The organism is Kosakonia sp. SOY2 (genome assembly GCF_027109175.1).
GTDB lineage: Bacteria > Pseudomonadota > Gammaproteobacteria > Enterobacterales > Enterobacteriaceae > Kosakonia.
On record NZ_JAPVXH010000002.1, the window covers coordinates 750,297 to 763,184 of the forward strand.

Below are 12,888 nucleotides of genomic sequence, written 5' to 3' on the forward strand. Positions count from 1 at the left end.
CGTTGGCTCCAACAGTTGCATCACATACAGGAGCAATGTCTTCATGTTATACTCCGGGAAATTTCTGTTATGCGTCGCGCTGGCGGCCATCGTATCACCTCAGGCGAGAGACAATGTTTGATAATTTAACCGATCGTTTGTCGCGCACCCTGCGCAATATCAGTGGCCGTGGACGCCTCACTGAAGACAACATCAAAGATACCCTGCGCGAAGTGCGTATGGCACTGCTGGAAGCGGACGTTGCGCTGCCAGTGGTGCGTGATTTTATCAACCGCGTAAAAGAGAAAGCGGTTGGCCATGAAGTGAACAAGAGCCTGACGCCGGGCCAGGAGTTCGTCAAAATCGTGCGCAACGAACTGGTTGCGGCGATGGGCGAAGAGAACCAGAGCCTGAACCTTGCCGCGCAGCCGCCAGCGGTAGTGCTGATGGCGGGTCTGCAGGGGGCGGGTAAAACCACCAGCGTCGGTAAACTCGGTAAGTTCCTGCGCGAGAAGCACAAGAAGAAAGTGATGGTCGTTTCTGCCGACGTTTACCGTCCGGCGGCGATCAAACAGCTGGAAACGCTGGCGCAGCAGGTTGACGTCGATTTCTTCCCTTCTGACGTCGCGCAAAAGCCAGTTGACATCGTTAACGCCGCGCTGAAAGAGGCGAAGCTGAAATTCTACGACGTGCTGCTGGTGGATACCGCCGGTCGTCTGCATGTCGACGAAGCGATGATGGATGAGATCAAACAGGTTCACGCGGCGATTAAGCCGGTAGAAACCCTGTTTGTCGTCGACGCCATGACCGGTCAGGACGCCGCGAATACCGCGAAAGCCTTTAATGAAGCGCTGCCGCTGACCGGCGTGGTGCTGACGAAAGTGGACGGTGATGCGCGCGGCGGTGCGGCGCTCTCCATTCGCCATATCACCGGCAAACCGATTAAATTCCTCGGTGTCGGCGAGAAAACGGAAGCGCTGGAGCCGTTCCACCCGGATCGTATCGCCTCACGCATCCTTGGCATGGGCGACGTGTTGTCGCTTATCGAAGATATCGAAAGCAAAGTTGACCGAGCGCAGGCTGAAAAGCTGGCGAATAAACTGAAGAAGGGCGACGGTTTCGATCTGACCGACTTCCTTGAGCAGCTGCGCCAGATGAAAAACATGGGCGGCATGGCGAGCCTGATGGGCAAGCTGCCGGGCATGGGCCAGATCCCGGACAACGTTAAAGCGCAAATGGACGACAAAGTGCTGGTGCGTATGGAAGCGATCATTAACTCCATGACGCTGAAAGAGCGTGCCAACCCGGACATCATCAAAGGTTCGCGTAAGCGCCGTATCGCCGCCGGCTGCGGCATGCAGGTGCAGGATGTGAACCGTCTGCTCAAACAATTCGACGACATGCAGCGCATGATGAAGAAGATGAAGAAGGGCGGGATGGCGAAGATGATGCGCGGGATGAAGGGGATGATGCCGCCTGGTTTCCCGGGTCGCTAAAACAAGGGCGTAAGGCTATCTTGTTTGCCATTTTAGCCCCCGGGCGTGCTCGAAATGCTCACGTACTCCGTGTACGCTCCGCTTTCTGTGCGCACGCCGGAACTAAACTGGCTGCACCGATATACGCCTTATATCCCTTGTTTACTTTATCCTGATTGCAATTTCCCCCAAAATCAGTAAAATTTTCGGGCTTTTAATATGACACCGGGCTCCGTTCCTCGATGGGGCCTGGTGTTTTATTCACACAAGAGGATGTTATGGTAACTATTCGTTTAGCACGTCACGGCGCTAAAAAGCGTCCGTTCTACCAGGTTGTTGTTACTGACAGCCGCAATGCACGCAACGGTCGCTTCATTGAGCGCGTTGGTTTCTTCAACCCGATCGCTTCCGAGAAAGAAGAAGGCACCCGCCTGGATCTGGATCGTATTCAGCACTGGGTTGGCCAGGGCGCTACCGTTTCCGATCGCGTTTCCGCGCTGATCAAAGCAGCACAGAAAGCAGCTTAATCTGTCACGGTGGTCATGATGAGCAAGCAACAAGCCGCACCGGTCCCTGTTGAGCCAATTATTGTCGGCAAGCTGGGGTCTTCTTACGGAATTCGTGGTTGGCTCAGAGTGTTTTCCTCCACCGAAGACGCCGAAAGCATTTTTGACTATCAGCCCTGGTTTATCCAGAAGGCGGGTCAGTGGCAGAGCATTGAGCTGGAAAGCTGGCGCTACCACAATCAGGACATCGTCATCAAACTGAAAGGTGTTGATGACAGAGATGCCGCGAATCTGCTGACCAATTGTGAAATTGTCGTTGATTCCGCGCAGTTGCCGGAACTGGAAGAGGGTGACTACTACTGGAAAGACCTGATGGGCTGCCAGGTAGTGACTACTGAAGGTTACAGCCTCGGTAAAGTCGTCGATATGATGGAAACCGGGTCGAATGACGTTCTCGTCATCAAGGCAAACCTGAAAGATGCATTTGGTATCAAGGAGCGGCTGGTTCCGTTCCTCGATGGGCAGGTTATCAAGAAAGTCGATCTCACTACTCAAACCATTGAAGTAGATTGGGATCCTGGTTTTTAAACCTCCGGATATACGGTAAAAGACGGCGCTATGTGGATTGGCATAATTAGCCTGTTTCCTGAAATGTTCCGCGCGATTACCGACTACGGGGTAACTGGCCGGGCAGTAAAAAATGGCCTGCTGAGCATCCAGAGCTGGAGTCCGCGTGATTTCGCTCACGACCGGCACCGTACCGTGGACGATCGTCCTTACGGCGGCGGACCGGGGATGTTAATGATGGTGAACCCCCTACGGGACGCCATTCATGCAGCAAAAGCCGCGGCGGGCGAAGGCGCCAAAGTGATTTATCTGTCGCCTCAGGGGCGCAAGCTTGATCAAGCGGGCGTCAGCGAACTGGCAACGAATCAGAAACTGATTCTGGTGTGCGGTCGCTACGAAGGGATAGATGAGCGCGTAATTCAAACCGAGATTGACGAAGAATGGTCTATCGGCGATTACGTTCTCAGCGGTGGTGAGTTACCAGCGATGACGCTGATTGACTCGGTTTCCCGGTTTATTCCGGGGGTACTGGGGCATGAAGCTTCGGCAACGGAAGATTCTTTTGCCGATGGGTTGCTGGACTGCCCACACTATACCCGACCTGAAGTGTTAGAAGGAATGGAAGTACCGGCGGTGTTACTGTCGGGGAACCATGCCGAGATACGTCGCTGGCGTTTGAAGCAGTCGCTGGGCCGCACCTGGCTTAGAAGACCTGAACTTCTGGAAAACCTGGCTCTGACTGAAGAGCAAGCAAGGTTGCTGGCGGAGTTCCAACGGGAACAAGCGCAACAGCAACAGAAACATGATGGGATGGCTTAAGCCACCCGAATATCAGTTTACCCAGGATAAGAGATTAAATTATGAGCAACATTATTAAGCAACTTGAACAAGAGCAGATGAAGCAGGACGTGCCTTCCTTCCGTCCGGGTGACACCGTGGAAGTGAAAGTATGGGTTGTTGAAGGTTCCAAAAAACGTCTGCAGGCATTCGAGGGCGTGGTTATCGCTATTCGTAACCGCGGTCTGCACTCTGCATTCACTGTTCGTAAAATTTCCAACGGCGAAGGCGTTGAGCGTGTCTTCCAGACTCACTCTCCGGTAGTTGACAGCATCTCTGTCAAACGTCGTGGTGCCGTTCGTAAAGCTAAACTGTACTACCTGCGTGAGCGTACTGGTAAGTCTGCTCGTATCAAAGAGCGTCTTAACTAAGATAGCGCACACGCTACATCCAAAGCGTGTTATGAAACAAGGGGTTGGCGTAATGCCAGCCCCTTTTTTATACTCATCTGAAAACCACCTTCTTTAGACGTGTTCAGCGCCAGGTTTTGGCGTATTGCTTTGGGATTTAAATCGTTCACAGCAGGCAGCGAGCTTTATTAATGGTTTGATTGCGAGCTAAAAACAGCATCCTGTAGATCCGCACGCTAACAAATTCTGGTTTCGCATCCTTATCAGGATCGACATCTCTCCGGGCAGGCAGACGCATATTTAATTTAGGCTGAACCCAGGGCGTTTCCTGTATCAGTGGTTTTTATGCTCTGTGACCATCCATTGCCCACGTATTTTTTTCCATTACCTATTATCGATGCAGAAATAAAAAACCTGCTGGCGCAGGCTTTTGATTATTTTCGCCGGATTACTTCCCGGCGTGTGACGCGCTCACTTGCAGTGCTGGCGGGCGGACAATGTAACGCGCCAGCGACTCATGGGTGACAAACGTACAACCACAGTGAATATTCTGGCACTGGTGATAGCGCTCTTTGGTTTCAGAACTGAGGTAGCGGCTGGAGCGCGCGTGCGCCGCTTGTTGGCATACCGGGCAATGCATCATGGTGGTTTCTCCCTCGTGTATATGCCAGTTATATTATCCTTTTGGCTTGCAAATGCAAGTTAAAGAATGCATTTGACGTTATTCCTGCACTTCATATTTAACGCCATCAACCCGAACCTCCAGCTGCAGTTTGCTAATAAAACCATTGCTATCAATGCCATGTGTCACTTTTTTGATTACCCAGGGCGTATTGTTGATCGCATCTTTAAAGCCTGAAACATACACAGGGCTTTCTGCTGAGATATCGGTGCGCCCCTGAGCGAGAGTGAGCGTAAATTTCGCCGCGTTGCGCTGGATATCTTGCCACTGTGCCTCTGCCGCCCGCATGGCTTCATCTTTAGAAGAGTATGTCGTCGGCAGGGTATAGATATTATCTTTTGATCCAGCGGTGTAATCGGTCGCTTCCTGTTTTTCATTGCTGGTTGTCGCGATTTTGCGCGTCAGTTTTACCTGCTTCGTCTGCGCTTTTGGCGTTCTGGTATCTTGCCAGTGGGCAACCACACCGCTGTAAGCTGCGCGATCGGCAAGGGTAAACTCGTGTGAGTCGCCATCGCTGCGGGTGATCGTCACCGAAGGAACAACCTTGCCGCCCCGAACGCACATGCCCGGAACAAGGAAAATCAGCGTACCTGATTTCACGGCGATTTCAGCACCGTTGCGAGTTGCCAGCCGGGTAAGAAAGCCAATGTCGGACTCATTAGACTGGTCGATATGGGCGATTTTTATATTTGCCAGCGCTGGCGCGACACTGGCGCTCAGTGAATTACGCCAGGCGATATCTTTGACAACTTCGCCAAGCGTTGTGTCATGCCATGACCACTCTTTTGGGCTATTCATATTGCCGCGAAAATCGACGCTGCGGCCGGTAACAACCACCTGATCCGGCGTACCTCGATGCGTCACCTGATCGATGGTAAACGTGCCCATATTAGTGAGCAGTTCTCCCAGTCGACCAATGGCGACACTTACCTCATTACCGCGCTGCGGCATCTGGATTTTCCCGTCGGCATCATCCAGCGTTAACGTTAGTGTATCGGCTTCAAACCCGCGATTATCGGTGACGGTCAATGCTATCAGGCGAGGCGCAATATCGTAGGTAATGTCTTTTACTTGCTGTTTTTGCGCTTGCTGCGGATCATGCTGTTTCTGCTTTAGCTTCAGCGTAAACAGGGGGACGCTTGTTCGCCCCAAATCCTGGGTGAGTACGTCAATCATCACATGTTCCCCAGCATCTTCGTCGGGTCCCTGAACAGTTGTTCCCCCTGGGCCTGAAGATCGCCCGCCAGGGCCTCCAGCGATTCATCAACGCGCGTAAGTTTGAGCGTGAAGGTGATTTTGCGCGGTGAACCGTCGCTGTAATACTCAGAACCGTTTTCGGTGACGCTGCTTATTACATACATGCCGTAAATCATTCCGGTTCCGTCAATAAGCGGCCATGAGCGACCCTGATCGGCCATCAGACGTACCGCCGCAAGCGACAGCACACCGCCAGTGAGTTCCGGGTAGAGCGCGCCCGTAATTTCGATGGTTTCCTCCCCTGGACCGATGTACTGAAACGCCGCGCGCTTGCCCACACGCGCGTTGTTCTTCCAGTTAAACGCTGAGGTACGGCTCATATTCTGAAATGGCAGCGTCTGCCGCATAAAAACAAAAAGCCCCAATGCCAGCATCATAATGCGAACTCTCCTTACGGGTTGAATTGGGATAACGCGTTGTTGCGCCGGTTATCGGCATCCTGGCGGAACAGATCCTGCAGGTAACGTTCGTTGCTGCTGCCCGGCGTGACATCGCCCTGCAGCGTGACGTTATATTCCGTACGGCTTTGGTCGAGGTAAGAGCTGCCGGTTGACGGGCGCGCCATCTGATAGGCGTTATACCCCGGTTGCGAACTTGTGGGCTGGATATAGCTGGATACCCCTCCGGTAGCGGGTTGCTCGATCGATGGTTTGAGCGCCAGTGCGGGTTTCTTATCGATAATGCCCAGCGTCTCCAGCAACCCCGTCGCGCTCTCGCTCAGTGAACGGAAGAGGTTCAGTGGCCAGGTGAATGCAGTAACCAGCACTTTACCGACACTCTGCCCGAGGTTGCCGAATTGAGTGAGCGTCTCCTCGCTGGCCTTGATTGGCGTCAGCAGCGCGATAAAGGTCTCTTTTACCGTTTGCAGTGCACCGCCGATGGCATCGAAAACCGGCTGTAATGGCGAAAACATCTCTGCAATGGGGGCAAATGCCGCGACGATCCCCTCAATCACGCCGCTAAAAAAGGCGCTAATAGGCTCCCAGTATTTATAAATCAGCGCAGCGCCAGCGGCGATGGCAGCCACCACGGCAACAATTGGCCAGGTGAGTCCGCCGATAACCGCCATGATCCCACCACAAACGGTGGTAAACACGCTGCCGAAGGTCGTGGCAATGGTGATAAGCGTGCTGATCCCCGTAAAGACGGGCGCAATCACGCTTGCGATAGTGCCAATTGCCCCTGCAACGCCGACGATCACCGTCGCTATCAGACCAAAGCTTTGCACCAGCCCCTGGTTATTTTGCACCCACTGCTGAAGCTGCCCGAGATAACCAGTCGCGGTCTGTACCAGCATGCGCAGCGACGACTCCTGGGTGGCGAAAATGTCCACGCTCAGGGATTGATAAGCCGCCTGCAGCGCCGCTAAATCCGTGCCAAGGTTGCCGGCATTGTTTTGCGTCACGGCCGCAGCATCGCCGCCGCTTTGTTGCTGGTTGGCGATCGGCTGGGCCCGGTTTCCGGCGTTCTGCTGGAGGCTGGCGACAGCGGTGCCCGCTGGCGCAGGCTGCACGGTAGGGCGCGCTTGCAGTGATGCTTCATAACCCGGTTGCAGCAATTTTTTGCCAAGGCTAAAACCGGTGTTTGCCACCGACATACTGGCCTTCCCAAGGCTGGCGACTTTTCCGCCCATCCCTGTGATGCTCTGCTGCGCATCCTGGATTTTCTTCTGCCGTTGCTGCCGGTTTTCCTGTTTCAGGCTCTGCTGTTGGGTTACCAACTGCGCCGAACTGTCGCTGATGCGGCTTTTCAGCCGCAGCTTTTCCGCCAGTGGCGCCGCAGCGTCAAGGCCGGATTCGGTAACCACGCTTTTCCGCCTGGCGACTTTCGCCGTCAGGTTGAGGCGCTGCAGATGCAGCTGGCCGACACGCTGTTGTGTGAACTGCAAAAGACTGGCGTGGCTGCGCGTCGGCGGGCCTTGTTCCGCCAGTTTTTGCGTACGCTGCTGCATCGTTTCCAGCCGCACATTGACTGAGGTAAGGGCTTTTTCCGCCCGCATTAAGCCATCCACCTGCGCGAGTTGCCCATACAACCCGCTCAGGTTTTTCTCCGTTGCTTTTATGCTGTCAGACAGCGACACATTCGCCGTCTGCAGGGTTTGAAAGGGCCGCTTCGCTTGATCAACAGCAGCGAGCAGGGCCTCGATATTTACGCTGTTACTCATATGTGTTTCCGCTTCGCTGCAGCGCTTTTTCGCGCCAGGTGATGAGTTCGCTCAGACTCAGGGGGTAAAGCTCTGATGGCGGCCAGTGGAAGATCACCGCGATATCCGCCATCAGATCGTCAACCGACAGCCTGGCCGGAAAATTTACTGTCCCGAAGCTGGTGACAAAAAACCGACCACCTTGCCCGCCAGCGCCACCATATCGGCCAGATCCAGCGCGCCCACTTCCTGCTCGGTAAGTGAAGGGGAGGTGATGCGCGGCAGCACTTTAATCAGCGCGTCCACTTCGGCGTTTGCCACCGCGGCCAGGCTCAGGCCGCGCAGCGTACCGGCGTTCGGTTTCATCAGCGTAAGGGAATTGATCAACTGCTCGCCGCGTTTAATCGGGGTTTGCAGGGTAATGACGTTATCTGTTTCGTGGCTCATACGATCCTCGTTGCTTTTGCGGGGGGAAGACCCGGCCAGCCAGGCTGACCGGGTGGGGCATTACAGGCCGATATTGCGGCGGTGCTGTTCGAGACGGTCGACGCCGTTCACTTTTTCAACCATGTTGACGGTGTCGATCTCCACCAGCTCCTTGCCATCAATGGTCAGTTTGAAGTAGGTGCAAACCACGGAGATTTTGGATTCCGTATCTTCACCCGGCTTGTTTTCGCCAGTGTCGATCTCTTTCTGGCGACCACGCATCACCACTTCCACTGCCACCGTTTCCCCGGTGTCATCGCGCTGGTAAGAACCGGCGAAGCGGATCGGCACCGCGTCGGCGCTGGTGGCGCCATACAGTTCCCAGATAGCTTCATCCGGGAAGCCGCCCAGCGACCACTCCATTGACATCGCCTCTTCATCGAGACCCATATCAATCGGCGCGACGCCATTCATGCCTGCACCACGGTAGTTTTCCAGCTTGCGGGTCAGCTTTGGCAGCGTGATGGATTTGGCGACACCCTGGTAGCTGTAGCCATTGAGGAACACGTTCATGTATTTCAGTTTTCGCGGCATTGCCATTTATCAGGCTCCTTAATTGCTGTTAACCGAGGAGACCAGGTTCGCCAGGTACTTATCGGTGATGCGCTGGCGTAAGGTCAGGTTTTCCAGTGGCGGGACCGGCGTATAGTCATAATCGATATACAGTTTCCCGGCTTTCAGGGTTTCGGCGTCGTTCGCGGATTCATCGAACCAGCAGGTCGCATCGACGATGTAACCGTTGCTTTTCAGCTCGCGGAATTTCGCGTTAATGCCATCAATGATGTCGCGGATAAGCGTCGCGGTAATCGGTTTGTCCACCGCCCACATATGCGCGTCGGCCATGGTGTCGGCAATAACCTGCGCGGTACGGGTATAGTTTTCAAACAGGAACAGCGGATCATCCGAGCAGGTGCGGTTGCCCCAGAAACGGAAGCCATCTTTACGAATCAGCGTGGTGACGCCAGCCTGATTCAGCAGATCCGCATCGGTGCCGGATTCCTGCAGATCCCAGAACACCGGGGTGCTGATGCCGGTCACGCCGTTAACGCCGACGTTAGACAGGGTTTTGTGCCAGCCAACAGACTGGTCGATATAAGCGCGCAGGCCGAGTGCGCGCGCCGTGGCGTACGCCGTGGCGCTGGCATTAGCAACGGTATCCCAGGCGAGGAAGTCCGGCCAAATCACCATCAGCTCGCGCTGGCTGAAATTCTCGCGGTACTTAATAGCTTCCGAAATGGTTTTGCAGCCCCAGGCGCTGACGTAACCGAAGGCACGCAGCTTCTGGCAGATGGGGGCCAGCGCGGTTGCGACTTCCAGGGTGTCGTAACCCGGCACGCCAAGAATACGCGGTTTCACGCCGGTCACCGCTTCAGCGGTCAGCAGCGCTTTCAGACCGGTGTATTTCCCGTTTGCATCGGTGGTGCCGATGATATTGGAAATCGTCTGCGCCTGGGCATCGTCGCCGCTACCTTCCGCGACACGCACCACAACAATCACCGGTTTCGCCTGATCGGCAATCGCCTGTAAAGACGATGCCAGCGTACCTTTGGTGCCCGCTTTAGCGATGGCGCTTTGCACGTTGGTGATAAGCACCGGTTCATTCAGTGGAAAGGTTGCCACATCGGCGTCGCTGGCCGTACAAACCATGCCGACGATAGCAGTTGAGACAGTGGAAATGACGCGTGTGCCGTCGTTGATTTCGACGACCTGAACGCCATGATGGTAGTCACTCATCCGATTAACTCCGTGGTGTTGGGGTGAGTGCTATTTTCCAGACCGCAGCGCTAACGCGCTATTTGTCGGGGTTGGCGTGGGGATGAAACAACACGGTAGACAAAAAAAACGGGCCGGGGCCCGTTTCTGTATATTCTGGGCATCGGTTAAAAACCGATGCCCAGAATATCTACGCCATTTGCTGCACCGGTGTATGAACGAATCGTGATCGTATTCAGTGAGCGGGCGGTGATGTAAACCGGTGTGGTGATATCACTAAATGGACCGGCAGATTCATTAAATGTGACCTGCGCACTCAGGCAGGCTGTAGGAAAGGCAATGGGCCAATTTATCACTGAGTCCGTGCCGTTAGTTACGTTGGTCGCCCCAAACATCCATTGGATAATGACCTCTTTTTTGACATTAGCAATGATTACGGGGATTTTTAAATACCCGTAATTAGCTAATTGTCCGGTAGCGGTTCCCGCCAGTACAATGGCGCTAAGGTTCAGATTTTCATGCACGCGATTCACCAGGCCCGCACTCGTCATTTCCTGTAACGCATTTGAAATCAATGGATATTGCGCATGCGGGTTACTGGCGGCGACATGCTGTTTCATCAGCTCGTCGGAATAGGCTTTTACCTCGATAACCTTATCGTCGACATATTTGCGTGTCGCCAGCACCACCGACGGGTCGATTTTCAGCGTCACCGCCGCCGTTGACGAAATAATCAGCGCCATACGAATCGTCTGCGTGCGGCCGCTGCCTTCCTGTAACAACGGCTTGTACGTTTCCGGGCAGTTGGCAATGGCAATCAGCACGCCATCGTCATCAAAAAGCCCCATTTCGCGGATCCAGTAGCCCCCTTCGTTTTCCGGGATCACCTGTTCGGCAATGATCTGATTTGCGTTGGCCGCATCGACAGTGAGCGTGTTCACCGCACCGATGCGCTTCTGGTTAAGCAGTTGGGTTTGTGTGGCGTCGGGCGTGGGCAGGCTGCCATTACCGTCGCCGACGGCCATTTGCGTGATATGAATTTGCGTGCCAAGCGCGGTAGCTGCTGCCAGCTTCGCCGCACCTTGATTGGTCAGAATGGCATAATATTTCGCGGTCATGCGTTCACTCTCAGTTGTCGGAAACGTGGGCACTATTTTCCGGTGAGCGCATCAGGCAGGGCTATCGGTTGGGGTTGGTTTATGGGCAGGACAACTATGAATGAAAAAAACGGGCCGTAGCCCGTCTGATATTATTGCGGTTGTTGCGGCCAGTTGATATTCGGTGCCGTTGCGGTATCCACCGCCTGGAGCAGCTTGATGTACTGCAACCATGCAATCAGCCGGGCTTTATCGTCATCGCTGATGATGCCGAGTTGCAACTCGGTTTGCCACAGGCTGATAGTGTTTTTGGCTTCGTTGAGCAGTTGTGTTTTTTTAGCTTCTGCGACAGCAATCAGCGCGGCTTGATCGGTCACCCACTGGCTACCATCCCACTTGTCATAAGGCGTTGAAGGGGCAAGCGGTGTGACGTCCGCAGGATAATTGCCTAATTCGGTAATTTCCCTTTTCTGCTTCGTATTGATGTCATACACCGTTTCGCCACGATGATCGGGAACGTACTCCCAGGCATCCAGCGCAACAGTGCGACAGATAGCGAAGCCCGCTTTACCCTCTCCCGGTTTTTCGATAGTGGAGAAACGAGGAATACCGAGACCAACAGCCAAATACTCTTCTGATGGCGCGAGATATTCACGGGTCGTTTCGCGGTAATGATAGACGGTGATGTAACCTGCTTTGATTGCAATCAGGTTGTCGTTCAGTACGGCTTGTTCCATTATGCTGCCCTCATGATGTAGTTAAACGCAATATTGCGTGGACGTGTTTCTGAAGCGACGCGTGCGCCGCCGCCGACACCATTGGTGGTCGACCAGGTTGAGTTATCGAGTGAAAAGAGTGAAGAGCCACCTCCCCGGTCAGTATCTGCGAGCGGTAAAATGGTGAAGTAGTCATGGGTATGTTGTTGCAGCGCATCGCCCTGCCATTGCCCTAATCCCCTGTTTGCATCGACATTACGCCCGTTATCCCAGCCGCGAATAAACTCACCGCGCAGGTCGGGCAGATTCCCCGAGGGAAAAAGCGACGCCAGAATGGGGTATTTTGTTTTATCAAATGCGGAGCCATTACAGTTGAACCAGCCAGTTGGCGGGGTCGCAGCTGGATAAGGAATTGGCACACCGACAGGAAGGTAGTTATTGATATCCGCGACTGCGAGATATTGTGGATGCGGGTTTGCGGCAGCCATATGAGCGGCAAGAAGAGTATCGGCATAGCCTTTCACCTCTCTCGCTTTATCATCCGCATACTGGCGCGTGGCCAGCACCACCGACGGGTCAATCTTCAGCGTCACGGCTGCTGTCGATGAAACAATCAGCGCCATGCGAATCGTCTGCGTGCGTCCGCTGCCTTCCTGCAACAACGGCTTGTAAGTTTCCGGGCAGTTGGCGATAGCAATCAGCACGCCGTCATCATCGTAGAGGCCAATTTCGCGGATCCAGAAACCGCCTTCGTTTTCCGGGATCACCTGTTCGGCAATGATCTGATTGGTGTTATTCGGATCAACGGACAGGCGGTTCAGCGGGGCAATTCGCTTCTGATTAATCAGTTGAGTTTGCGCCGCATCAGGCGTGGGCAGTACGCCGTTGGCATCGCCGAGCGCCATCTGCGTAAGGTTAAGCTTTGTGCCAAGCGACGCGGCGTTCGCCAGCTTCGCGGCCCCCTGATTGGTCAGAATGGCAAAGAATTTTGCAGTCATGCGTTAACTCTCAGGTTGTTGGGTGATGAATCAGTACAGAAGACATTTTCCGTTCAGCGACAGGCGAACGCTATCAGGCGGG

At 54.3% G+C, this 12,888-nt stretch carries 16 protein-coding genes; 5 read left to right on the forward strand and 11 right to left on the reverse strand.

Going from position 1 to position 12,888, the window contains the following annotated elements; genetic code table 11:
• Window positions 1-113: 113 nt before the first annotated feature.
• From ffh to rplS, 5 genes are all read left to right on the forward strand, one after another.
• Entirely contained in the window at window positions 114-1,475 is a 1,362-nt protein-coding gene (gene ffh / locus O3S68_RS16655) for a signal recognition particle protein (RefSeq protein WP_017459922.1), read from the forward strand.
• Between the two features lie 257 nt (window positions 1,476-1,732).
• Window positions 1,733-1,981 (forward strand): 30S ribosomal protein S16, encoded by a 249-nt coding sequence (gene rpsP, locus O3S68_RS16660; protein WP_017459923.1) that lies wholly within the window; start codon window positions 1,733-1,735, stop codon window positions 1,979-1,981.
• A gap of 18 nt (window positions 1,982-1,999) precedes the next feature.
• The gene (gene rimM / locus O3S68_RS16665; RefSeq protein WP_017459924.1) at window positions 2,000-2,548 is read left to right on the forward strand and encodes a ribosome maturation factor RimM; all 549 of its coding nucleotides are present in this window, start codon (window positions 2,000-2,002) and stop codon (window positions 2,546-2,548) included.
• Between the two features lie 30 nt (window positions 2,549-2,578).
• The gene (gene trmD / locus O3S68_RS16670; protein ID WP_269231997.1) at window positions 2,579-3,346 is read left to right on the forward strand and encodes a tRNA (guanosine(37)-N1)-methyltransferase TrmD; all 768 of its coding nucleotides are present in this window, start codon (window positions 2,579-2,581) and stop codon (window positions 3,344-3,346) included.
• A gap of 41 nt (window positions 3,347-3,387) precedes the next feature.
• Complete coding sequence (rplS, locus tag O3S68_RS16675; protein WP_004104634.1) at window positions 3,388-3,735, forward strand: 50S ribosomal protein L19; 348 nt, start codon at window positions 3,388-3,390, stop codon at window positions 3,733-3,735.
• Between the two features lie 427 nt (window positions 3,736-4,162).
• On the opposite strand, the gene O3S68_RS16680 is transcribed toward rplS, so the two are convergent.
• From O3S68_RS16680 to O3S68_RS16730, 11 genes are all read right to left on the reverse strand, one after another.
• Window positions 4,163-4,357 carry an ogr/Delta-like zinc finger family protein gene (locus tag O3S68_RS16680; protein ID WP_017459926.1) on the reverse strand — a complete coding sequence of 65 codons (195 nt, stop codon included), beginning with the start codon at window positions 4,355-4,357 and terminating at the stop codon, window positions 4,163-4,165.
• A gap of 78 nt (window positions 4,358-4,435) precedes the next feature.
• Window positions 4,436-5,572 (reverse strand): contractile injection system protein, VgrG/Pvc8 family, encoded by a 1,137-nt coding sequence (locus tag O3S68_RS16685; protein ID WP_269231998.1) that lies wholly within the window; start codon window positions 5,570-5,572, stop codon window positions 4,436-4,438.
• Window positions 5,572-6,030 (reverse strand): phage tail protein, encoded by a 459-nt coding sequence (locus O3S68_RS16690; RefSeq protein ID WP_269231999.1) that lies wholly within the window; start codon window positions 6,028-6,030, stop codon window positions 5,572-5,574. The genes O3S68_RS16685 and O3S68_RS16690 overlap by 1 nt, the downstream gene beginning before the upstream one ends.
• Before the next feature lie 14 nt (window positions 6,031-6,044).
• Window positions 6,045-7,817: a phage tail tape measure protein gene (locus tag O3S68_RS16695; RefSeq protein ID WP_269232000.1), complete on the reverse strand. Its 1,773-nt coding sequence runs from the start codon at window positions 7,815-7,817 to the stop codon at window positions 6,045-6,047.
• Complete coding sequence (locus tag O3S68_RS16700) at window positions 7,810-7,929, reverse strand: GpE family phage tail protein (protein WP_017459930.1); 120 nt, start codon at window positions 7,927-7,929, stop codon at window positions 7,810-7,812. Before O3S68_RS16700 ends, O3S68_RS16695 begins: the two co-directional genes overlap by 8 nt.
• Before the next feature lie 32 nt (window positions 7,930-7,961).
• On the reverse strand, window positions 7,962-8,243 hold the full coding sequence (locus O3S68_RS16705) for a phage tail assembly protein (RefSeq protein ID WP_020454794.1): 282 nt from the start codon (window positions 8,241-8,243) through the stop codon (window positions 7,962-7,964).
• 60 nt (window positions 8,244-8,303) lie between these two features.
• Window positions 8,304-8,822, reverse strand: a complete 519-nt coding sequence (locus O3S68_RS16710) for a phage major tail tube protein (protein ID WP_020454793.1) — start codon at window positions 8,820-8,822, stop codon at window positions 8,304-8,306.
• A gap of 12 nt (window positions 8,823-8,834) precedes the next feature.
• Window positions 8,835-10,016 (reverse strand): phage tail sheath protein, encoded by a 1,182-nt coding sequence (locus tag O3S68_RS16715; protein ID WP_045513765.1) that lies wholly within the window; start codon window positions 10,014-10,016, stop codon window positions 8,835-8,837.
• Between the two features lie 146 nt (window positions 10,017-10,162).
• Window positions 10,163-11,113, reverse strand: coding sequence for a phage tail protein (locus O3S68_RS16720; protein WP_269232001.1), 951 nt, complete (start codon window positions 11,111-11,113; stop codon window positions 10,163-10,165).
• A gap of 131 nt (window positions 11,114-11,244) precedes the next feature.
• On the reverse strand, window positions 11,245-11,829 hold the full coding sequence (locus O3S68_RS16725) for a tail fiber assembly protein (protein ID WP_269232002.1): 585 nt from the start codon (window positions 11,827-11,829) through the stop codon (window positions 11,245-11,247).
• On the reverse strand, window positions 11,829-12,806 hold the full coding sequence (locus tag O3S68_RS16730) for a phage tail-collar fiber domain-containing protein (protein WP_269232003.1): 978 nt from the start codon (window positions 12,804-12,806) through the stop codon (window positions 11,829-11,831). Before O3S68_RS16730 ends, O3S68_RS16725 begins: the two co-directional genes overlap by 1 nt.
• Window positions 12,807-12,888: the final 82 nt, after the last annotated feature.